General features: G+C 39.3%; 20 protein-coding genes. 8 read left to right on the forward strand and 12 right to left on the reverse strand.

The window, feature by feature from the left end; all coding sequences use genetic code 11:
• Positions 1-15: 15 nt before the first annotated feature.
• Positions 16-1,593 carry a hydroxylamine reductase gene (gene hcp / locus F8M42_RS11025; protein WP_182186706.1) on the reverse strand — a complete coding sequence of 526 codons (1,578 nt, stop codon included), beginning with the start codon at positions 1,591-1,593 and terminating at the stop codon, positions 16-18.
• Positions 1,594-1,622: 29 nt separating this feature from the next.
• The gene (locus F8M42_RS11030; RefSeq protein WP_182186707.1) at positions 1,623-2,321 is read right to left on the reverse strand and encodes an ATP-binding protein; all 699 of its coding nucleotides are present in this window, start codon (positions 2,319-2,321) and stop codon (positions 1,623-1,625) included.
• A gap of 108 nt (positions 2,322-2,429) precedes the next feature.
• Here F8M42_RS11030 and F8M42_RS11035 point away from each other — a divergent pair, with 108 nt between their 5' ends.
• Entirely contained in the window at positions 2,430-3,158 is a 729-nt protein-coding gene (locus F8M42_RS11035; protein ID WP_182186708.1) for a Crp/Fnr family transcriptional regulator, read from the forward strand.
• 104 nt (positions 3,159-3,262) lie between these two features.
• On the opposite strand, the gene F8M42_RS11040 is transcribed toward F8M42_RS11035, so the two are convergent.
• The 4 genes from F8M42_RS11040 to F8M42_RS11055 all read right to left on the reverse strand — a co-directional run bounded on the left by F8M42_RS11040 (position 3,263) and on the right by F8M42_RS11055 (position 7,109).
• Positions 3,263-3,823, reverse strand: a complete 561-nt coding sequence (locus F8M42_RS11040) for a 3'-5' exonuclease (RefSeq protein ID WP_182186709.1) — start codon at positions 3,821-3,823, stop codon at positions 3,263-3,265.
• Between the two features lie 121 nt (positions 3,824-3,944).
• Complete coding sequence (gene gltA / locus F8M42_RS11045; protein ID WP_182186710.1) at positions 3,945-5,348, reverse strand: NADPH-dependent glutamate synthase; 1,404 nt, start codon at positions 5,346-5,348, stop codon at positions 3,945-3,947.
• 2 nt (positions 5,349-5,350) lie between these two features.
• On the reverse strand, positions 5,351-6,199 hold the full coding sequence (locus tag F8M42_RS11050) for a sulfide/dihydroorotate dehydrogenase-like FAD/NAD-binding protein (RefSeq protein ID WP_182186711.1): 849 nt from the start codon (positions 6,197-6,199) through the stop codon (positions 5,351-5,353).
• Between the two features lie 169 nt (positions 6,200-6,368).
• Positions 6,369-7,109 (reverse strand): methylenetetrahydrofolate reductase, encoded by a 741-nt coding sequence (locus F8M42_RS11055; RefSeq protein ID WP_182186712.1) that lies wholly within the window; start codon positions 7,107-7,109, stop codon positions 6,369-6,371.
• A 223-nt stretch (positions 7,110-7,332) separates the two neighbouring features.
• Between F8M42_RS11055 and cobM the strand changes: the two genes are divergently transcribed.
• Genes cobM through cobK form a run of 4 tightly spaced genes read left to right on the forward strand, consistent with a single transcriptional unit; the run spans position 7,333 to position 10,669 of the window.
• Complete coding sequence (gene cobM / locus F8M42_RS11060) at positions 7,333-8,106, forward strand: precorrin-4 C(11)-methyltransferase (RefSeq protein ID WP_182186713.1); 774 nt, start codon at positions 7,333-7,335, stop codon at positions 8,104-8,106.
• 6 nt (positions 8,107-8,112) lie between these two features.
• Positions 8,113-9,174 carry a cobalt-precorrin 5A hydrolase gene (locus F8M42_RS11065; protein ID WP_182186714.1) on the forward strand — a complete coding sequence of 354 codons (1,062 nt, stop codon included), beginning with the start codon at positions 8,113-8,115 and terminating at the stop codon, positions 9,172-9,174.
• Positions 9,162-9,899, forward strand: coding sequence for a precorrin-3B C(17)-methyltransferase (gene cobJ, locus F8M42_RS11070; RefSeq protein ID WP_182186715.1), 738 nt, complete (start codon positions 9,162-9,164; stop codon positions 9,897-9,899). Before F8M42_RS11065 ends, cobJ begins: the two co-directional genes overlap by 13 nt.
• Positions 9,896-10,669 carry a precorrin-6A reductase gene (gene cobK, locus F8M42_RS11075; protein ID WP_182186716.1) on the forward strand — a complete coding sequence of 258 codons (774 nt, stop codon included), beginning with the start codon at positions 9,896-9,898 and terminating at the stop codon, positions 10,667-10,669. The genes cobJ and cobK overlap by 4 nt, the downstream gene beginning before the upstream one ends.
• Before the next feature lie 110 nt (positions 10,670-10,779).
• On the opposite strand, the gene F8M42_RS11080 is transcribed toward cobK, so the two are convergent.
• The 6 genes from F8M42_RS11080 to F8M42_RS11105 are packed head-to-tail and all read right to left on the reverse strand — an operon-like array spanning position 10,780 to position 17,539.
• A complete protein-coding gene (locus tag F8M42_RS11080; protein WP_182186717.1) occupies positions 10,780-11,673 on the reverse strand; it encodes a polysaccharide deacetylase family protein in 894 nt (297 codons plus the stop codon).
• Positions 11,674-11,677: 4 nt separating this feature from the next.
• On the reverse strand, positions 11,678-12,709 hold the full coding sequence (locus F8M42_RS11085; RefSeq protein ID WP_182186718.1) for a bifunctional UDP-4-keto-pentose/UDP-xylose synthase: 1,032 nt from the start codon (positions 12,707-12,709) through the stop codon (positions 11,678-11,680).
• A gap of 20 nt (positions 12,710-12,729) precedes the next feature.
• On the reverse strand, positions 12,730-13,722 hold the full coding sequence (locus tag F8M42_RS11090) for a formyltransferase (RefSeq protein ID WP_182186719.1): 993 nt from the start codon (positions 13,720-13,722) through the stop codon (positions 12,730-12,732).
• A complete protein-coding gene (locus tag F8M42_RS11095; protein WP_182186720.1) occupies positions 13,703-14,656 on the reverse strand; it encodes a glycosyltransferase in 954 nt (317 codons plus the stop codon). Before F8M42_RS11095 ends, F8M42_RS11090 begins: the two co-directional genes overlap by 20 nt.
• Before the next feature lie 24 nt (positions 14,657-14,680).
• A complete protein-coding gene (locus F8M42_RS11100) occupies positions 14,681-15,838 on the reverse strand; it encodes a DegT/DnrJ/EryC1/StrS family aminotransferase (RefSeq protein WP_182186721.1) in 1,158 nt (385 codons plus the stop codon).
• A 48-nt stretch (positions 15,839-15,886) separates the two neighbouring features.
• The gene (locus F8M42_RS11105; protein ID WP_182186722.1) at positions 15,887-17,539 is read right to left on the reverse strand and encodes a phospholipid carrier-dependent glycosyltransferase; all 1,653 of its coding nucleotides are present in this window, start codon (positions 17,537-17,539) and stop codon (positions 15,887-15,889) included.
• A 287-nt stretch (positions 17,540-17,826) separates the two neighbouring features.
• On the opposite strand from F8M42_RS11105, the gene F8M42_RS11110 reads away from it, so the two are divergent.
• From F8M42_RS11110 to F8M42_RS11120, 3 genes are all read left to right on the forward strand, one after another.
• Complete coding sequence (locus tag F8M42_RS11110) at positions 17,827-18,501, forward strand: response regulator transcription factor (RefSeq protein ID WP_182186723.1); 675 nt, start codon at positions 17,827-17,829, stop codon at positions 18,499-18,501.
• A gap of 2 nt (positions 18,502-18,503) precedes the next feature.
• Positions 18,504-19,808, forward strand: a complete 1,305-nt coding sequence (locus F8M42_RS11115; RefSeq protein WP_182186724.1) for a sensor histidine kinase — start codon at positions 18,504-18,506, stop codon at positions 19,806-19,808.
• Positions 19,809-19,960: 152 nt separating this feature from the next.
• The gene (locus tag F8M42_RS11120) at positions 19,961-22,021 is read left to right on the forward strand and encodes an OPT family oligopeptide transporter (protein WP_182186725.1); all 2,061 of its coding nucleotides are present in this window, start codon (positions 19,961-19,963) and stop codon (positions 22,019-22,021) included.
• The last annotated feature ends 28 nt before the right edge of the window (positions 22,022-22,049 follow it).

Consider the following 22,049-nt stretch of genomic DNA (forward strand, 5'->3'; position numbering starts at 1 on the left):
ATACAAGCAGAATAATTATCCCAATATTTTTTTCAAATCCGCTTCCGGTGTGCTTATTGGTGTAATATTGAAATGTTCTACAAGATAATCCAATACATTTTTTGATATAAATGCCGGTAAAGTTGGCCCAAGATAAATATTTTTTATACCAAGTGATAATAATGTCAACAAAATACATACGGCCTTTTGTTCATACCACGACAATACCAAAGTTAATGGCAAATCATTTACCCCACATTTAAAAGCATCTGCTAAGGCAGTAGCAATTTTGATGGCACCGTAGGCATCATTACATTGTCCCACGTCCATAATGCGTGGAAAGTCACCAATTTTGCCAAGGTCAAGATCATTAAAACGATATTTTCCACAGGCCAGCGTCAAAATAAGTGTATCAGCCGGTGTTTGTTTTACGAAGTCAGTATAATAATTACGCCCCGGTTTTGCTCCGTCACAGCCTCCAACCAGGAAGAAATGTTTCACAGCTCCGTTTTTTACTGCCTTAACTATTTCACCGGCAGCTGACAGAACCGCACCATGACCGAATCCGGTCATTACTACAGATCCACCATTTATTCCTGTCATTTTATGGTCTTCATCATAACCACCCAGCTGTAATGCCTTATTTATGACCGGTGTAAAATCTTTATCTTCCCCAATATGGACGATTTCTGGAAATTCTACTACTTCAGTAGTGAATACACGGTCTTTATAACTATCTTTTGGCGGCATCAAGCAATTTGTCGTAAATAATATTGGTGCCGGTATATTATCAAATTCATTACGCTGATTTTGCCATGCTGTTCCAAAATTACCTTTTAAATGTTTATAAGCTTTCAATTTAGGATAAGCATGACACGGCAGCATTTCACCATGTGTATATATATTAATACCCCTGCCTTCAGTCTGCTTGAGCAATAATTCCAGATCTTTCAAATCATGCCCGGTTACAACTATGAACGGACCTCTTTCAATTGTCATGCTGACTTTAGTGGGCTCCGGTATTCCATAAGTCTGTGTATTTGCTTTATCAAGCAATTCCATGCATTTTAAATTTACTTTGCCAACCTCCATGACCATCGGCAAAAGATAATTCATATCCTTATTTTCTCCCAATGCAAACAATCCCTTATAGAAAAAATCCAGCACTGTTTCATCCGTATAACCCAATGTGAAAGCATGATAAGCATATGATGCCATCCCACGCATTCCGAATAATATCAGTGCTTTCAGTGAACGTATATCTTCATCATTATTTTCCCATATGCTATTCATATCGTAGGCATCAACCTGTCTGCCAGATTTTTCAGCTATCCTATCAGTTGCTGCACTGACTTTTTCAACATATTCACCGACTGTTTTATCATCAAAATTAACATTCGTAACAGTTGTAAAAAAAGCCCCCAGCATCAATTTATTTGTGGCCATATCAGTTTTTTGTCCACCCATTGCCCGAGCCAGCCTGATCAATTCCCCGGTTAATCTGTCCTGCAATCTCGCTGTCGAAGCCGGTTTGCCACACACTCCGGCTTTACCCATGCACCCTGTGCAACCTGCCGTTTGTTCGCATTGAAAACAAAACATTTCTTTCTTCATCGTAATTCCTCCTGTTTAATAATTAATATTTATTCTAATATATTGCCATCAGTTGAAATAATATATACCTGCCATGGGATAAATTTTCCACTTTGCTGCAAAGCATTCCGGGCAGCGTTCTCTATCCCGCCACAACAGGGAACTTCCATACGTACTATAGTGAGGCTTTTTATATTATTATCCTTTATAATAGCAGTGAGTTTTTCTGTGTAATCCCCTTCATCAAGCTTAGGACAGCCAATAAGTGTTATATGATTATGAATAAATCTATCATGAAATTTTCCATAAGCATAAGCCGTACAATCAGCTGCGATCAGCAAATTGGCATTATCAAAATATGGCGCATTAGTCGGTACAAGTTTTATCTGCACCGGCCACTGTGTTAACTGACTGCCACTATTCACAGCGAAACTTTCCGACTTATCGGTATCATGTTTTAAGGATTTTGCCATAGATCCGGGACAAACAAACGCTCCTGCAGCTTTTCTTTTTTCTGCTTGAGCCTGTTTTGCCGCTTCTTTGTCGTACATCGGTGCCTCCCGTTTTTCAAATGATATGGCATTCATAGGACAAGCTGGCAGACAATCTCCCAGTCCGTCACAATAATGTTCATACATCAATTGAGCCTTGCCATCCACCAAACCTATAGCACCTTCATGACACGCATTTACACATATACCACAGCCATTACACTTTTCTTTATCTATTTTTATTATTTTTCGTATCATAACTGCTCCTCTTTCAATACAAAAATATGTTTATAACTATCTTTACGTACTTATTTTATTATAATATAATAAAATAATCGGTTGTAAATATAACAAAAGGTGAATTTCATGAAAACTTTTTTTTCCTTCAACAATAACGTTAAAAGCTTTGATAAAATACCAGAAAATTTTATCGAAGTTATAAAAAGCTCACCGCTTTTCATCGGCTCTTCCCAAAAAGAAATTTATTCCATGCTGACCTGCCTGGGCAGTACCATCACTGACTGTGAAAAGTCTGAAGCCATATTCCACGCCAACGAAAATATTACCAATATGGGCTTGGTATTATCCGGCAGTCTGCGTCTTGAAAGGGAAGATTACTGGGGAAATCGCAGTCTACTTACAATGATAACCAAAGGTGAATTATTTGGCGAAGTATATGCCTGTGAACCCCTGCTGTCCACTAATATAAGTGCTGTTGCCGCCGAAAAAACAACAATCTTATTTATGAATGTGCAGCGAATAACAACACTTTGCTCATCCAATTGTATCTACCATTCTCAGCTCATTCATAACTTATTGTCTATTTTAGCTAAAAAAGCTTATATGCTTACTTGCAAAATAAATCATATTACCAAGCGGACCACTCGGGCAAAGCTTTTATCTTATTTTTCCGAACAAGCACTGCTTGCCGGCAGCAGCGAATTCATTATTCCTTTTTCCCGACAGGAATTAGCCGATTTTCTTTCGGTCAATCGCAGTGCAATGTCTGCTGAATTATCTAAAATGCAAGACGAAAAGCTTATCCATTTTTGTAAAAATAAAATCAATCTGCTGGATAAATGTGCTTCTGTATAATTTTTTTTTGAAACATTACATTTTTCTAATAGCAATAATTTCTGTACGACATAAAAACGCTGCTGTCTTTTACGACAGCAGCGTTTTATTCAAACAATTAATTTTTAACATTTAAAAGGACGTGCTTTGACTCCAATTTTATCTATCAGCGAGTAAAAGTCCGGTGCATCAACAGTTCTTCCGGCCACTAAAGGAATTTTAGCGCATACCTTGGCATCATCCAATGCATCGTGATGTTTGAATTTTATCTTAAAAAATTCACCCATTGTGTTCAATTTATGATTTGTCAGCTCCGGCCAGACTTTTCTTGATATTTGCACAGTACAGCATGTATCAAATTTTATTTTAGGCAAATGATACTGCCAGATGGATGAACGCATAACACCCATATCAAACATAGCATTATGCGCTATGACCATACGATTTTCCAACATACTGCGCAGTTTCGGAAAAACCTCAGAAAAGATTGGTGCATCCTGAACCATATCAGCTGTTATTCCATTTATTGCAACGTTACCAGGATCAAAATTCATTACCGGCGGTTTGAGCAGGGTCGAATACGCATCCACCATCCTTCCTGACCGAATATCAACTACTGCTATACTGCAGGCGCTGTTTCTTTCGCTGTTGGCAGTTTCAAAATCAATGGCCACAAAATTCATCATATAAAAACCACTTCCCTTATTTTGAATCTGACAGTTGAGACCGGCACAAACTGCAATGAATTCTCAGCGGCTGCCACTGTGCCGATTTTTCATATCAAAACTCCAGTTTTATTTATATTTATCAATGTTTTTTATTTTTCAGATATTTGTCTATGGCTTCCGCAGCTTTTTTACCGGCGCCCATGGCCAAAATAACCGTTGCTGCCCCGGTCACAATATCCCCGCCGGCAAACACTCCCGGTTTTGTTGTTTTACCGGTACTATCATCGGCCATTATATTGCCGCGTTTGTTCGTCTGCATATCCGGCGTAGTTGACTGAACCAAAGGATTAGGACCCTGCCCGATGGCTATTATGACCGTATCCACATCTATATTAAACTCTGAATTTTCTATAGGAACAGGCCGCCGCCGACCCGAGGCATCTGGTTCTCCCAACTGCATTTTTATACAGCGAAGTTGTTTGACATTACCACTATCGTCCCCAATAACTTCGACAGGATTGACCAGTAATTTAAAGTCTATCCCCTCAGCCTTGGCATGCTGAATTTCTTCCAAACGCGCCGGCAGTTCTTTCTCACTACGGCGGTATACTATATATACCTGTTCCGCCCCTAAACGGAGTGAAGTACGGGCTGCGTCCATAGCAACATTGCCGCCGCCAACTACCGCGACCACCTTACCTGCTTTTATCGGTGTTTGATATGTTGGAAACCTATACGCCTTCATCAGATTGCAGCGTGTTAAAAATTCATTGGCTGAATATACCCCATTCAGATTTTCTCCCGGAATATGCATAAAGCTTGGCAATCCTGCTCCTGTTGCCACAAATACAGCCCCAAATCCTTCTTCATCAATTAATTCATCTATTGTATATAATTTGCCTATTACAGTATTAAGCGCTATTTTAACACCTAATTTTTTTAAATTTTCTATTTCTACCTGCACAACTTTTTCCTTCGGCAGACGAAATTCCGGTATGCCATATGATAAAACACCGCCTGCTTTGTGTAAGGCTTCAAATATAGTAACTTTATAACCCCGTCTGGCTAATTCGCCGGCTGCTGACAATCCTGCCGGCCCGGATCCTACAACAGCAACTTTTGAAGCATCTGCCGCATATTCTATTGGTTTAGTTTCATTTCCCGATGCCAAATCATAATCAGCGGCAAATCTTTCCAAACGTCCAATTCCTACCGGTTCACCCTTAATACCCATAACACAATACTTTTCACACTGATGTTCCTGCGGACATACACGTCCGCAAACCGCAGGCAGGGCATTAGATTTTTTAATTACTTTTATAGCTTCTGCAAAATCACCGGTTTTCATCTTCGCAATAAATCCCGGTATATCGACTTGCACCGGACACCCTTTTATACAACGAGGATTTGGACATGTCAGACATCGGCTGGCTTCTGCAATAGCTGTTTCTTCATCATATCCCAAGGCAACTTCATCAAAATTGTGGGCACGAACCTTCGGATCTTGTTCCGGCATTGCATATTTCATCATTCGTAAAGCCATGCTTAAATAGCCCCCTTGATTTTGCTTAATTTACAAACATGATTAGTTTCCTCTTTTTCTGCATCCTTATACATACGCTGACGCGACATCAGCCCTTTAAAATCAACTAAATGCCCATCAAATTCCGGCCCATCCACACAGGCAAATTTTATTTCATCACCAACTTGAACACGACAGCCACCGCACATACCTGTCCCATCAACCATAATAGGGTTGAGACTTACTACAGTTTTTATCTTATAAGGCCGTGTTGCTTCAACCACACTTCGCATCATTACGACAGGACCAATTGCTATTACCTCATCAATTTTTTCACTACGATCAATAATCTGCTGCAAAGCTGTCGTCACGAATCCCTTAATACCACATGAACCATCATCCGTAGTGATCAATACTTCATCACTTACAGCCCGCATTTCTTTTTCTAATATAAGAATATCTTTATTCTTGGCTCCCATTATTGATATAACCTTATTACCAGCTTGATGCATTCCTCTGGCTATAGGATAAATTGGCGCCACACCTATGCCGCCGCCAATGCACACCACAGTTCCCATACCGGGTTCGATGTGAGTTTTCTTGCCAAGTGGAGCCACTACATCAAGAATATAATCACCTTCATTCAGTTTACCCAGAAGTTCTGTACCTGCACCAATTTCCTGAAACACTATTGATACATATCCCTTTTGTCGATCAAAATCAGCAATAGTTAATGGGATACGTTCACCTTCCTCATCAGTGCGGACTATCAAAAATTGTCCCGGCTCAGCTTTTTTAGCAATGCGTGGTGCTTCAATGTCATACAGCCAAACACTGGGGGAAAGCAAGACTTTCTTCAAAATCTTATACATTATAATTAACTCCTCTAAACAAATATCTGCGGTAAACTATCTGATTCACCGCATCAACACACCTAATATTGTATTATAAATATTATCTTATTTATAGTTATTATAATAGCATAATTTACCATAAAATGAAAAAATATAATCTATATAATAACTCATATTATTTGTTAATTTAAGCAAATATTCCTTGCATATATTCGATTAAATTAGCCTTTATCGGCATAATATAAATATTGCCACCAATATTTTCAACAAATCTATACACCTTACGAGCAAAATCAATATTCCATCTCATAGTTGGTTCAAAATCATTGGGGAATATAACATTATTTTTTATTTCCCAATAGCTTACCGATCGTTCAGATAAAACCGGTGATATTCCCCAGTATACTTCTTTATCTGCTAGTTGTTCCGCATACATTTCCAAATAACGCAAATCAAAAAAAGGCTGTGTAAAAAAACCAGCAGCACCTGCCTGATTTTTCCGCCGTACATGGTAAAGTTCTTCTCTCATACTTGAGCGATACTGGTCAATACCAGCATAAATTTTGACATCAGACATTTCTTCACGAAACTTTCTAATTACATCTGTGCTCACTGTCGGATAAACTTTGTGCCCCATATCCTGCGGTGGATCACCTGTTATAACCAAGACCTTCTGCATGTTTTTTTGCTCAATATAGTCACGCATAGGCAGTTTCTCATCCAAATCTATATCCAGCGAGCGAATATGCGGCATAACAGCAAAACCATATTCTTGTGCTATAGCCGCTCCTTCCCACGCATGAATATCAAATCGCAAAAGTTCAGGCACATTTATTAAATCAATAGGAAATTTATTATTTTTCAATTGCTGCAGTTCCCCGCGCAATGTCTGCTCATTACGCGGCACCAGTTCGACAGAAACAACCATTTAGCTACCTCCTGCTTATTTTTCTAATCTATTGTACCTAAAAACCTTGCTAAAGTCCAATTCATTTTCAAATACTATTGTATAAAAGTCAATACGCGGCATAAATTGCCCGGTCAAAACAATTTTGTTATAATTAAATGCATATTAGTATATAAAGAGCATGATTATAAAATTACCCTGCTGAAATAAATTCTATTTCCACATTTAAGGAGCGATTATAATAATGAACACAGTCTATATTATTGGTGCCGGTCCCGGTGATCCGGAACTTATAACAGTAAAAGGACAGCATTTATTGCAAAAAGCTGATGTAATAATTTATGCCGGCTCACTTGTCAATCCGGCGCTTTTAAACTATGCCCCGTCAAATTGCAAAATATATAACAGTGCCTCGATGACATTAGATGAAGTAATAACCACCATCAAACAGTCTGTAGACAAAAATTTAAGGGTAGTCCGCCTACATACCGGTGATCCTGCTATCTATGGCGCAATACAAGAACAGATGGATGCTCTCCGTAAAGCAAATATCGACTTTGAAATAATTCCTGGCGTAAGTTCATTTTTGGCCGCTGCCGCGGCACTAAAGCAGGAATATACACTACCTGAAATATCCCAAACCGTCATTATCACCAGAAACGCCGGCCGCACTCCTGTCCCCGAACAGGAAAATTTGAAATCACTGGCCACACATAAAGCAACAATGTGTATTTTTTTAAGTATCCATATGCTCGACGAAGTTGTAAAAGAGCTGATATCCGGCGGCTATACTCCTGAAACCCCCATTGCCATAGTCCAAAAAGCTTCCTGGCCGGAGCAAAAAATTATCCGCGGACAGCTAAATAATATTGTCGAAAAAGTCAATCGGGAAAAAATAAATCGCACCGCAATGATTGTTGTCGGTCACTGTCTTGATTCCCAATATGCTTTATCACGATTATATGCTCCTGAATTCACCCATATGTACCGACAGGGCACGGACAAAAAGGATGATTGATCCATTATGAGATGTGCAATTATTACAATTACTCCTAACGGAGTATCTTTGGCAGAAAAATTAGCTGCCGCAGTTGATGACGCTATTACGATTTATGGCAAAAAAGACCGTTGTCCGGAAAATACATCTACAGTCATTTATGAAAAAATGTCCTTGCTGGTCAAGCATCTCTTTCCATACTGTGATGCAATAGTCTTTTTCTGCGCCATCGGTATTGCTGTGCGCATGATTGCACCATATATTGTCAAGAAGGATAAGGACCCGGCCATAATTGTTATAGATGAGCAGGGCCATTTTGCAGTCAGTCTTCTATCAGGTCATTTGGGCGGTGCCAATGAATTAACAAAAAAATTTGCCGGTATCATCAATGCTGTTCCGGTAATAACAACAGCAACCGATGTAAATGGCCTGATTGCTCCGGATATTATAGCTCGCCAGCTTGGCTATAGTGTCAAGCCAGTATCAAAAATCAAGCTATTTAATACTGCCTTGCTGCAGGGCCGGCCAATTTATTATTATGTGGATGATTCGCTGCCTGATGCCTCACAATGTGTAGACAAGCTGCGTGATTTATCGATTGACGCCCGGTCGATCAATAAAGTAACTGCCAATATAATAAACAAACCAGCTATCATGATAACCGACACTTATGAACAAACTGATGCCGCTATTTTATACTTCATCAAGCATCGATTAATTGCCGGTATTGGCTGTCGCCGCGGTGTTTCTCAAAAACATATCGAACAATGTTTGAAAAAAGCCTGTGCAATAATAAATTATTCTATCAATGATATCACTCTTATCAGCAGTGCCTGCATCAAGGCAAATGAAACAGGAATCCTGCAGACTGCAGCCAAATATACCGTTCCTGTCAAATTTTGGCCTAATACTGTCCTGCAGCAGACTATTTTGGATTATAAATTATCACAATCCCCATTTGTAAAACAGCAGATAGGTATCGGCAATGTTTGCGAAGCCGCTGCTCTTGCCGGCAGCAGCTGTAAAAAACTGGTACTGACTAAAACAAAATTTGAGAAAGTGACGGTGGCATTAGCATGGGAAAAATAACAGTTATTGGTATCGGACCAGGAAGTTTGGATGATATGACTCCGCGCGCCCGAAAAAGTATTGAAACAGCCGACACAATTGCCGGTTACAATACATACATAAAACTTATAAGTCCTTTATTAAAGGACAAAAATATCATTGGCACGGGTATGATGCAGGAAGTAGATCGCTGCCAAATGGCTTTGGATGAAGCGGTAAAAGGTAAAAATGTGGCCGTTGTTTCCAGTGGTGATTCAGGAGTTTACGGTATGGCCGGACTTGTGCTGGAACTTTTATTCCAGCTGCCCGCTGAAAACCGTCCTCAGGTTGATATCATCCCGGGAATAAGTGCTGTAAATGCCGCAGCTGCCATCCTTGGCGCACCGCTTATGCATGACTTTGCTGTAATAAGTTTAAGTGACTTGCTCACTCCTTGGGCGCTTATAAAAAAAAGGGCCGCATATGCCGCACAGGGTGACTTTGTCATTGCCCTGTACAACCCTAAAAGTCGCAAACGGGTTCAACATATTGAAGAAATTCGCGATATACTGCTTAAATACAAATCTGCCGATACACCCGTCGGTATCGTACGCTGTGCGACCCGTGACAACGAAAGTGTAACTATATCCAATTTAGACAACTTTACCAAAGAAGAAATAGATATGTTTTCACTGGTTATCATCGGCAATAGTCATACTTATGTAAAAAATAATCTAATGATAACACCACGAGGCTATAAATTATGATTTTTGTCGCCGCCGGAACACAAGACGCTAGGCAGATAATTGAACAATTATTACACGAAGGTCATACTGTTACCGCTTCCGTGGTCAGTGATTACGGAAAGATTCTCCTGCGGCACCATTCCCACCTCACAGTAATTGAACAAGCTCTTGATGAAACGGAACTGCAAAAAAAATTAAAAGATATAACTGCAGATATATTTATCGATGCCAGTCATCCATATGCTGTAAATATTTCCCAAACAGCTATGAATGTATGTGCACAGTTAAAAATTCATTATATCCGCTATGAACGCCCCACCATAGCATTACCGATTTATGACAAATTGTATACAACAGCATCTTTTGCAGAAGCTGCCCAAAAAGCCTTTGAACTTGGCAATAACGTTTTTTTGACAACCGGCAGCCGCCACTTATCGGAATTTACTGCTTTGCTTAACAATAAAAACCAAATACTTACCGCACGAATTTTACCTGTAGTGGAATCCATACAAGCATGTATGGCTGTCGGCATCCTTCCTAAGCATATAATTGCTATGCAAGGTCCTTTTTCTATAGGACTCAACAAAGCTATGTATGAACAGACCGGTGCTCAGGTTGTCGTGATGAAGAACAGCGGCAAATTGGGTGGATCCGATACCAAACTTACGGCAGCAATAAAAGCCGGCATTTTTGCAGTTGTTATTGATCGACCCCCGATCAACTATAAAAATATTTGTACAAACTACTCCGCTGTCAATCGCGAAATCAAGAAATTTTATCGTAACTATTAACAAAAAACAGTCAGGACATACTCTAAAGTTTATGAGTATATCCCGACTGTTTTTTGTTAACCATACTGTACCACAAATTTGAGACTCATTGCTTTATACATTAAAAAAGACTATTCGATCGGATCACTTTGCCTTGCCAAAGTTCCGGCACGGCCTGGTAAAGTCCCTGCATATACACGACATTTTCTTATCTGCGGTACTTTTTTACCTTCTTTTAAAAGAACAAATTCGAATTTCTGCTGCTTTGCCTTAGTGATAAAATCATCAAGTATTGATAATTTGGATAAACCTTCCATTTCAGCATGAATAGTAAAGACATTCCATTGTTTATCACAATTTTTCAACCAATAGTCAACAATATTTTCCTCTGTCACTCCCATGATTCCCAACACTTCATCCATTGTCAAAAGTGTGCCAGGAATCTGCAATGGTGAAAATTCCCTTCCATCCATAACCGGATAAAAAGGATAGTATCCACGTACATCAGAACAAAAATCAAACCCAAACTCCTGCTGCACTTTAAGGCTGTCAGCGGTTACCTGCCAACCTGGAGCACCACAAAAGTGCGGTTTTTGATGCGTTACCTTTTCAAATAAATTGCATGCCTTTGTCAGATGTTCCCGAATCTTTGCTTCCGGCAAATGAGATAATTTATCCTGCCAATAAACATGATCCCAGCAATGAATACCGCAATCATGTTCCTCCTCCATTGCACGCAGTAACGGTGCCGGATTTGGTTCCACGATAAGCGGCGCCGGCAACAGTGTTCCGTACAATATAGTTTTTAATCCATAAGTAGAAGGTGCCTTAGTACGAAGCATTTTAGTTAAAAACCCTTTACGGAAGATTCTCCGTATAGCCTTGCCGGAATTATCAGGTCCCATTGAAAAAAAGAATGATGCTTTCACCCCATGTTTTTGAAACACATCAAGCATATTAGGCACACCTTGCGTATAACCGCGCTTGGTATCAACATCTATTTTTATCGCAATTTTTCTAGCCATTTAACTATACCTTTTCCAAATGAGACGCATGCCAATCGAGTGTTAATTTAATTGCCTCACGCAAAGTAGTCTTAGGTTCCCATCCCAATATATCTTTTATCTTTTTCACTGATGGCAAGCGATCTTGCATATCATCATAATTTTTCCCATAATATTTTGCTGCCGGTACTTCATTCATTTTAACTTTCTGTGCTGCCTGGGCAAATTCTGGATAAGCTTTCATTTCTTCAACAATCATCAATGCCAGTTCCTTTATTGAATAATGATTTGCCGGATTGCCGATATTGAATATTTCTCCGTCAGCCTTGCCGTTTTCATTCTTAATTATCGTTATGAGTCCGTCTACCCCATCACCTACCCAGATAAAAGAACGTTTTTGCGCACCACCGCCAACAAGATTTATTTCACCGGTATACAACACATCATAAATAAATTGCGTTATCGAGCGAGCTTTATGTTCTGCAGCATCTTTGAATGTATCCAGTCCCGGTCCCACCCAGTTAAATGGACGAAAAATGGAAAACGGCAAATCTTTTTCCTGCCCAAATGCAAAAATGACCCGGTCCATCATTTGCTTGCTGCAACTATATATCCAGCGGGATTTTTTAATTGGACCTAAGGTCAAGGTACTTTCATCCTCAATCATCACCCTACTGTTTTCCGTCGGCATACCATAAACTTCAGAAGTAGATGGAAAGATAACACGTTTATGATATTTGGCACAGTTACGGACAATTTTTAAGTTTTGTTCAAAATCAAGTTCAAATGTCCACAACGGATGTGTTATATAATAAGCCGGACGAGCAATCCCAGCAAGAGGTAATATAACATCATTATCTTTTACAGCCTGTTCCAGCCACTCATTTTCAGCAAAAATATCTCCGGTTTTCATAGAAAACCGCGGATTATCTTTAAATTCAGCAAGATTACTGTCGCGCAGGTCAAACCCTTGAACACACCAATCCGTTTTAGCCAATATAGCACGCAATAAGTGTGTTCCGATAAAGCCATTTATCCCCGTAATAAAAATTTTCATAAAGTATTCTCTCCTTAAAGTTAATTTTCACAATCAAACCGATTGCCAGTTTTGAAAACATCAATAAATGTTTTATCAGTTGGAATATTATCAGCTTCTCCAGCCCAAGCGATAGTATGCAGCAATAAAGAATCCTGACCGCATTTTACAATAACATGCTCTTTCGACCTGACAATAGTACCTGCTGAATAATTCTGTAAATTTTTTGGTAAAGGAACCGCCAATTGATCAGAAAAATCCTCTGTTAGAGGGACTGCCCACCAAATAAAAAGTTTCTGCTGCCTATAAAAAGTAAACGCTCCAGGAAATGGATGTGTTACCGATCGAATCAAGTTATAAACAGCAGCAGCACTGTCATTCCAGTCAATAATACCGTCAGCAGGATGCCGCCGGCCAAACTTTGTCGCCTGCGATTCATCCTGTCTGAAACGTGGTGCTTTAGCAGCTTCGATTAAAGGCAGGTATTCTTTAATTATCTTTTTAACTGCCAGACTTGTCTTTAAAAAAACATCATGTGCAGTATCAGTCATCTTTATATCAAAAGCTTTCTGAGCGACAATATCACCCCTGTCAGCCTTTTCCGTCATAACATGCAAAGTAACTCCTGTGCGCGTTTCACCTTTCAGTACCGCCCAATTAATGCAAGCACGCCCTCTGTACCTGGGTAAAAGTGAACCATGTAAATTATAAGCCCCCAATCTTGGGACACTTAAAAATTCATCAGGTATCATGGCACGATAATATGCCGATAAAATTATATCAGGCGCCGCTTGATAAAAAAACTTTCGCGCAGATTCATCTATTTTTTTAGAACGATAGACTGGAATGTTATTTTTTTTTGCCAAATCATATACCGAATCAAACCATATTTCCTCATCATCAGCGTCAATATGGGTAAACACTGCTGAAACATTGGCACCGATTTTTATCAATTCAGACAGACAGGCAAATCCTGGCTGACTGTAGGCAAACAAAGCTATGGAAGGTCGACTCTCAGTCTGCTTGCTTATCATTATTTTCCTCTTCCCATATCTTTTTTATCACAAACCGCGGCCGCTTTTGAATTTGTTTATAAATACGTCCTATGTATTCACCGATTATCCCCAGACTCATAATTGATATACCTGTCAGGAAAAATTGTATTGCCATTAAAGTAAATAATCCCTGTGCTTCAGACCCAATAATAAAACGACGAATCAATATATACGCAACCAATAAAAAACTTAACGCTGATATTCCTATACCGCTCATTGTCACCCATTGAAGCGGTGACAATGAAAAACTCGTCATAAGATCAAAATTAAGCCGAATAAGTCGAAAAATACTATACTTGGATGTACCATATTCCCGTTCACGATGAGCCACAAATATTTCTATCGGATTAACCGCATACTTTTGTCCCAATGCCGGAATGAAAGTCGTTGATTCACCACTATGCGCAATTATATCAACTATTCTGCGGTTATATCCCCTAAGCATACAGCCATAATCATTAATATGCAGTCCAGTTATCCTATTGGTAATATTATTAACTGCCTTTGATGCAACCTTACGAAAAAGTGGATCATGACGATTCTTCCGACGAGTCCCAACAACATCATGTCCATCATCCATTTGTTTTATAAGCTTAGGGATTTCTTCAGGAGGATTTTGCAAATCAGCATCCAGTGTAATTATAAATTGACCACGCACTTTAGAAAAAGCCGCCATTATAGCCATATGCTGACCAAAGTTGCCATTAAAATCAATAAATCTTACATTATGAGGATGTTGTTTCTGAAAATCATATAGCATAGCAAACGATTTATCATGACTACCGTCATTAACAAAAATTATTTCGTAGCTTCGTTTAATGTCTTCCATTACAGGGTACAACTCGGCAAACAAACGAGGCAGCGATTCTTCTTCATTATAGACAGGTATTACTACTGATATTTCCGGATCCATTATTTCACCTTTTCGTGCATCTTATTATTTACAAACATTCTTTACGGCTTCTATTACATCCGCTACATCTTGATCTGACATTGCCGGGAACAACGGCAGTGAAACTATCTTTTCCCCGATCAATTCTGAAACCGGCATGTCACCTTTTTTAAGTCCGGTTATCCTGGCATACGCACTAAACAAATGTAAGGCTTGATAATGATAAGCCGTACCTATATTATATGCTTTCATTTTTTCCATAAACTCATCTCGTGTAAACCCAAGTTCGTCGCTTTCAATAAGCGGGGTATAAATATGCCAGGAATGAACACAATTTGTTTCAATCGGTGCCGGCACGGTCAACCCCTTTATATCGGCAAAAGCGTCATTATATCTTTCAACAATTGCCGTACGGCGGCTGTTAAATTGTTCCAAATATTTCAATTGATCCCGACCGATTGCCGCTTGTATATCCATCATCTGATATTTAAGCCCTGGTCTAAAAATGTCATAATGACTTTTCCCCTTAGCCCCAAAGCGATTCCATGCGCCCTTGTCCATACCATTTTGTCGCTGTACCGACATTTGATCAGCTGCCTTCTCATCATCGGTAGTTATCATACCGCCTTCTCCGGTAGTTATATTCTTTGTCGGATGAAAACTGAACACAGCAATATGACGGGCACCCTTACCCGCACCAATTTTTCTGCCATGATAGCTCGCCCCCAGTGCATGAGCACTGTCTTCAATGATAGCCAAATTATATTTGGCGGCAATTTTTTCAATTGCATCCATATCACAAGGCCGGCCGGCAAAATGTACCGGAATAATTGCTTTAGTCTTTGCTGTAATTTTTTCTTCAATTTTTTTGGGATCTATATTAAATGTAACCGGATCTATATCCGCCAAAATTGGCACGGCATTAGAATAAATTATTGCATTCACAGTACTGGCAAACGTCATTGGTGTAGTTATTACTTCATCGCCCGGTTCAGTGACTGCCATAACTGCAAGGTGCAATCCGGCTGTAGCAGAATTAACCGATATAGCAAATTTGGCACCAACATATCCGGCAAATTTTTTTTCAAAATCAACCGTCTTGGGCCCCATGGCCAACCAACCAGAACGAATAGAATCACAAACATCAGCAATAGCCGTTTCACTCACACTGGGCTTAGAAAATGGCAGGAAATCTTTTCTCATAATTAATTTCTCTCCTTATTATAAAATAAAACTAAACCATCAACAAAATCAATCTCTATTTACAATAAAATAATATCCGCCCTTAGGTGAACTGCTTTTTATTTTATCAGGAAAAAGTTTATTAATAGCCCGCTTTTTACTTTTATCAAAAACAACAAAAACACGTTTATCACTATTCCATAAATTCATCAGCTGCGCATCATTGATAAACCACCCCTGACCACTAGGATGTTTTGACCCAAATTCCAATTCACCCAGATAAGAGGCCACTACAACGCGCTTTTGCAGATAAAACGGCAGTCCCTGTATGTAATCTCCGTAGGACACAACAATATCCCCCGGTTGTTCTATCCTTCGAATATCGGTAGCAACGTAATCAGCAGTACGTTCCACAGCTACCTGTCCGTGAATTGACTGTAATCCGGCGGCAAACAAAAAAGCCACTACCACAAATGCTGAAATCGTGCAGCGTATCTGCTTTGTTTTCAGCCAAATGCATATCACCACTGCAAGGCCTACAGTCAATGATAAAAAAATCAACCAGCCTTTGTGAAATATTTCCCAGGCATTTAAATAATCAGCATGTGTAGAATACCAAATGAGCGCCGCGACAAAGATGAAACAGCCAACGCTATTCACTAATAATCCGTGTGCCATCCACCGGTCAAGTTTCACTGAGCGACGTATTGAAGCCGCAAGTAAAATGGCTAATGGTGATAAACAAGGCAGGATATATGGTACTAATTTGGAATCAGAACAGGAATAAAAAATAAACACAACAAAAAACCAAGTCAAGAGAAATATTATATCACGTTTATTATCATCTGACTCAGTACTGCGAATAACTCCCTGTTTGGTAAAAAGAGCCGGCAAAAATCCAAGCCAGGGAAACATTCCGAGGATTACCATTGGAATGAAAAACCAAACCGGTTGATATCTGTCTTCAATCTTAGTAGCAAAACGCAGAAAATGTTCTCTTATGAAGAAAAAGTAGAAAAAATCGCCATTAGCCTGACAAACTAGATAGAACCACGGAACACCAATAATGAAAAACAATATAATCCCCGGCAGATAAATAATGTCACGTATTATTGACCATTGTCTGGTAAAAAGCATATACCAAAAAATAATTCCCAAGGGAAGTACTATGGAAATAAGGCCTTTAGTCAGCAGTCCCAGTGCCATCGCTGCATACATCAATAAATACCAGCGTCGATTTTTAGTACGTCGTCCCTGGTAAAATGTAACCAGTGACAACGTCATAAACATCGTTATCATCATATCGAGGATATTGATGGAACCAACTGCAATATGCAATGTAGCCGTTGCAAGAATAGCCGCTGTCAGTAATGCCGTTCGATTAGTAAACATCAATTTTGCCAGCCACGCAGTGAGAAATATATTAACCACAGCAGTGACGGCAGGCACTACGCGTACTGCGCCCTCATTTTCTCCAAAGACAGTCATAGAAGCAGCTGTCAGCCAATACTGCAAAATTGGTTTTTCAAAATACTCCACACCGTTCAGGCGCGGCGTTATAAAATCTCCGGTAGCAATCATTTCTCGCGGTATTTCGCTATAGCGTCCTTCATCGGGATCCATAAGGGGATAATCATAAATATGAACAAGGTACAGGGCAATTATTGAAATTATGACAGCCGCTGCTGCCAGCTTTTTTTGCCGAGTGCTCAAGGTATGCAATGACATACTCCTCTCTATACAACTAGAATTATTATATCATTATACAGACATTACGCAAGATAACAGCCTTATATTTTATTATTTCAATTTTTAAACCGTTGTTATTGCATTTTTTACTGTATGATAATATTCTAATATATAGAAATGAAATAATTATGAAAGCCGCTGGTTCGGGTATTCTTATTGCTAATTTCAGAATAAATTCAGAGCCGTGCGCTAAAATCAAGATGATAAAATTTATTATGATTTTTTTACATTTCTATACTATAAATTATGAGGATATATTTATGAAGATATTGTTAGCTGAAGATGATATAAGACTTGCTAAAATGCTTGTTTTTTTACTCAAAAAAGAAGGATATAATGTTGATGTCGTTGACAACGGTGAAGATGTGCTGAATTATATAGCAGTCAAAGATTATGATATAGTACTGCTAGACTGGATGATGCCGCGGAAAAGTGGTATTGAGGCATGTGCAGTCATCCGCAAACAAGGTAAAAATTGCGGCATAATAATGCTTACTGCTAAGGACACATTGGAAAATCGTATTGAAGGACTGGACACAGGCGCTGATGACTATATTGTAAAACCATTTGAATTTCCTGAATTATTAGCCAGAATTCGTTCCGTACTGCGTCGGCATAATAAATCCTACCAAAGTAATATTATTCACTTTAATAATGGTATTACAATTGATAGAGTAAAATTTACCGCTTATTCAAATGGTCAAGACTTATTACTGACACGACGGGAATTTCAATTACTTGATTTATTATTGCAAAATGAAGGAACTACTCTGCCACGGGAACAAATTATCGGCAGTATATGGGATAGTGCCGACGGTATTTCATCAAACGCGCTTGATGCCTTGATAAAATTACTCAGGCGGAAAATGATTGATGCCGGTAGAAAAGATATAATAAAAACCGTACATGGCATCGGCTATAAAATCGAGGAATAACTATGAATCTGTTTTCACGCTTTCGTCAACGCTTAATCAAGCGTTATATGCAGCTTACCGGGGCAATAATTTTTATACTGCTTATCCTCATTTACGGATTTGTCGGATCGTTGGTCTATAACAATTTTATCGACCAGGCACAAATGCTCGCTACCGAAGAAGCAGAGGAACTCACCTATATTGTCAGCGACGGTAAAACCCTGCCCGATTTTCCTTCCGATGACAATCATACCCAAAAATATTTAAATAAAATATTTTATTATATATACGATCGAGATGGCAATTTAATCAAATATTCCAATAAAATTGACTGGAGTACTGCCGCTATCAATGAAAAGATAACAACCGATGCCCTGCTTAACGGACAACCAGAAATTCATTCGGTATTTACCCAGAAAAAAGATTTCCGCTTTTTTGTTATAGCCAGGGAAACTGCTTATTACAATGGCATGTATGCAGGAAAAGTATATGCCGGATTTGATGTAAGCAGGGATTTGATGTTTCTTGCCCGTTTATTGCTTTGGATAATACTGCTGTTAATCGGTGTATTTTTTATTATTAATAAAATTGCCAACTTTATGGCCAATAATGCAATGCAGCCTATTATAGAATCCTTTGAAAGACAAACATTATTTGCTGCCAACGCTTCACACGAACTACGAACGCCGCTCAGTGTATTAATGTCCGGATTAGATATATTAAAAGATGACACCGACAACAAATTATCAGCTTTTTCCCAGGAAATCATCAATGATATGAAAGATGAAATACTTAACATGCGGACATTGATCGGCAATCTGTTATTATTAGCCCGCTCCGACAGCAGCGCTATCAATTTGAAAAAAGAAGTTATCCCAGCCGAACAACTGATTACGAATGTATTGAACCGTTTTATGACTATCACTGCCGGCAAAAATATTGAACTTCTTCTGTCAGGAGATACACAAAATGTAAACATTTATGCCGATGCCAAGCATGTGGAAGAAATATTGACAATTTTGCTCGACAACGCCGTTAAATACACGCCCAAAGGCGGAAAAATATGTATAGGAACCACACTGCAAAAAAACATGGTCTCCATTTTTATCAGCAATACCGGACATGGTATCGCTGCAGATGACCTTCCTCATATATTTGACAGATTCTACCGCTCAGCTGATACACAAAAGTATGAAGGCAACGGCTTGGGTCTTTCCATTGCCAAGGCCCTGGCTGAAAAAAATGATGGCAGATTATCAGCAGCAAGCGAACAAAACAGCAAAACTGTATTTACCCTTTATCTTCCCCAGAAAGATTTTCCAATGTGACTGATGATATTTAATACTATATATTTACAATCCACATATTAAAGGGTATTATTATTAAGTATTGATAAATTAATATATGTATTTATAATTTATTATCATTTACTGATTAATTTGTCACATCCCGATAAAATACTATATATAGGAGGATTTTTATGAAAGAATCGGTTGATGTAATGGCAAACGAACTAAATTTACCCGAGCTTACTTTTCGCGGTATGATCTTAGGTATGATCTTAACAGGTATTTTTACAGCATCTAATGTTTATCTCGGCCTTAAAGTCGGTCTTACCTTTTCATCATCAATTCCAGCAGCAGTTATCTCTATGGCAGTCTTGCGAATGTTCGCCAAATCAAATATCCTGGAAAATAATATGGTACAAACACAAGTTTCCGCAGCAGGAACTTTATCGGCGGTCATTTTTATCATTCCAGGCCTTTTAATGAGCGGCTACTGGACTGAATTCCCATTGTGGCAGACCTTCATGATTTGTTTGTGCGGTGGTGTACTAGGTGTTTTATTCAGTATTCCGCTCAGAAGGGCAATGGTCGTGCACAGCGACTTAGCTTATCCTGAAGGCAAAGCTGCTGCTGAAATATTAAAAGCCGGCAGTGCTTCACATAACAACGATAACGCTGCTGAACAATCAGACAGCGGTCTGAAGGAAATCGGTCTTGGTGGTATTATCGCCGGCGGTGTAAGCTTATGCACCTCAGGTTTTCGTCTTCTGGCCGGTGACGTTCAGTGGGCTTTTTCCATTGGCAAGGCAGTTTTTAATTTGACTGCCGGTCTTTCATTAGCCCTTTTTGGTGCAGGTTATCTGATTGGTTTAGCCGGTGGTATTGCAATGCTCGTCGGCATGATTTTGGCCTGGGGTGTTTTTACACCTTATTTCACAACCATTATACCGCCAAAAGAAGGTATGGATTTAGTCAGCTTTGCCTCTTCAGTCTGGTCATCAAAAGTCAGATTTATAGGCACAGGAACAATTGGCATTGCGGCATTATGGACTTTTTTAACCTTATTAAAACCCGTAATAAGCGGTATAAAAGAATTGATTGCCAATGCGTCCCGCAGTGCTTCTGAAAAGTCCACACACCGTATGGATACAGATTTATCATTAAAAGCCATGTCCGTAGTATTTGGTTTGGTATTAATCGGTCTTTTCATTACCATATATTCTTTCGTTGCTGCTGCCGGTTTTTCCAGCGGAACGACAATTGGATTTACCATTTTAGGGACCATCGTTGTTTTAATCATAAGCTTTTTAGTAGCTGCCGCATGCGGCTATATGGCAGGACTTGTCGGCTCTTCATCAAGTCCGATATCTGGTATTGGATTACTTGGTATTATAATAACTTCTATAATTATTTTAATAGCCGGCTCTTCCGAAGGAATATTTGCCGATCCCAATGGTAAACGTTTCGCCATAGCTTTTGCTATTTTTATCACGAGTATAATCCTTGCTACAGCTACCATTTCCAATGATAATCTGCAAGATTTGAAAACCGGTTTATTAGTCGGCGCCACTCCTTGGAAACAACAGGTTGCTCTTATTATCGGCTGTGTATTTGGGGCATGCGCCATAGCTCCGGTCTTAAATCTTTTATATCAGGCATACGGTTTTACCGGTGCGTTTCCACGGCCAGGCATGGATCCGTCCCAAGCAATGGCTGCTCCGCAGGCTAACTTAATGACGACAATTGCCCAAGGGATTTTCAATAACAATGTTGATTGGACTTTGATTGAAGTGGGCATTGGTATTGGTATCGCAGCTATAATAATAAACAGCTTGCTGCATAGGACAAACCCTTCTTGGAGTCTGCCCCCTCTTGCCGTAGGTATGGGAATTTACTTACCGCCATCTGCTGATGAACCACTAGTAGTCGGTGCAATAGTAGCTTATTTTGTCCACAAGTATTTAAAAAATCGCGCCCAACATAGGGATCTTGCCGCTGCCAAGGATTATATTGAACAGCATGAACGGCGCGGTGTACTATTTGCCTCCGGTATGATCGTCGGAGAAAGTATCATTGGCGTTATTGTTGCCGGTATAATAGTTGTATCTGTTACATCGGGCGGCAGCGATAATCCATTAGCGCTTGTTGGTAAAAGTTTCAGCTCAACAGCAAGCTGGCTGGGTATCTTAGTTTGTATTGCGGCAATGATTTATTTTGTCCGCCGGACAATTGCTGACCGGCTTAATAATAAATAAACCTATCTCATAATCATTTCTAAACGAA

The organism is Pectinatus frisingensis, assembly GCF_014076555.1.
Lineage (GTDB): Bacteria > Bacillota > Negativicutes > Selenomonadales > Selenomonadaceae > Pectinatus > Pectinatus frisingensis.

Coding starts and splice junctions, on each gene's coding strand:
- hcp (WP_182186706.1), bottom strand. CDS start 1,593: ATGAAGAAAGAAATGTTTTGTTTTCAATGCGAACAAACGGCAGGTTGC.
- F8M42_RS11030 (WP_182186707.1), bottom strand. CDS start 2,321: ATGATACGAAAAATAATAAAAATAGATAAAGAAAAGTGTAATGGCTGT.
- F8M42_RS11035 (WP_182186708.1), top strand. CDS start 2,430: ATGAAAACTTTTTTTTCCTTCAACAATAACGTTAAAAGCTTTGATAAA.
- F8M42_RS11040 (WP_182186709.1), bottom strand. CDS start 3,823: ATGATGAATTTTGTGGCCATTGATTTTGAAACTGCCAACAGCGAAAGA.
- gltA (WP_182186710.1), bottom strand. CDS start 5,348: ATGGCTTTACGAATGATGAAATATGCAATGCCGGAACAAGATCCGAAG.
- F8M42_RS11050 (WP_182186711.1), bottom strand. CDS start 6,199: ATGTATAAGATTTTGAAGAAAGTCTTGCTTTCCCCCAGTGTTTGGCTG.
- F8M42_RS11055 (WP_182186712.1), bottom strand. CDS start 7,109: ATGGTTGTTTCTGTCGAACTGGTGCCGCGTAATGAGCAGACATTGCGC.
- cobM (WP_182186713.1), top strand. CDS start 7,333: ATGAACACAGTCTATATTATTGGTGCCGGTCCCGGTGATCCGGAACTT.
- F8M42_RS11065 (WP_182186714.1), top strand. CDS start 8,113: ATGAGATGTGCAATTATTACAATTACTCCTAACGGAGTATCTTTGGCA.
- cobJ (WP_182186715.1), top strand. CDS start 9,162: ATGGGAAAAATAACAGTTATTGGTATCGGACCAGGAAGTTTGGATGAT.
- cobK (WP_182186716.1), top strand. CDS start 9,896: ATGATTTTTGTCGCCGCCGGAACACAAGACGCTAGGCAGATAATTGAA.
- F8M42_RS11080 (WP_182186717.1), bottom strand. CDS start 11,673: ATGGCTAGAAAAATTGCGATAAAAATAGATGTTGATACCAAGCGCGGT.
- F8M42_RS11085 (WP_182186718.1), bottom strand. CDS start 12,709: ATGAAAATTTTTATTACGGGGATAAATGGCTTTATCGGAACACACTTA.
- F8M42_RS11090 (WP_182186719.1), bottom strand. CDS start 13,722: ATGATAAGCAAGCAGACTGAGAGTCGACCTTCCATAGCTTTGTTTGCC.
- F8M42_RS11095 (WP_182186720.1), bottom strand. CDS start 14,656: ATGGATCCGGAAATATCAGTAGTAATACCTGTCTATAATGAAGAAGAA.
- F8M42_RS11100 (WP_182186721.1), bottom strand. CDS start 15,838: ATGAGAAAAGATTTCCTGCCATTTTCTAAGCCCAGTGTGAGTGAAACG.
- F8M42_RS11110 (WP_182186723.1), top strand. CDS start 17,827: ATGAAGATATTGTTAGCTGAAGATGATATAAGACTTGCTAAAATGCTT.
- F8M42_RS11115 (WP_182186724.1), top strand. CDS start 18,504: ATGAATCTGTTTTCACGCTTTCGTCAACGCTTAATCAAGCGTTATATG.
- F8M42_RS11120 (WP_182186725.1), top strand. CDS start 19,961: ATGAAAGAATCGGTTGATGTAATGGCAAACGAACTAAATTTACCCGAG.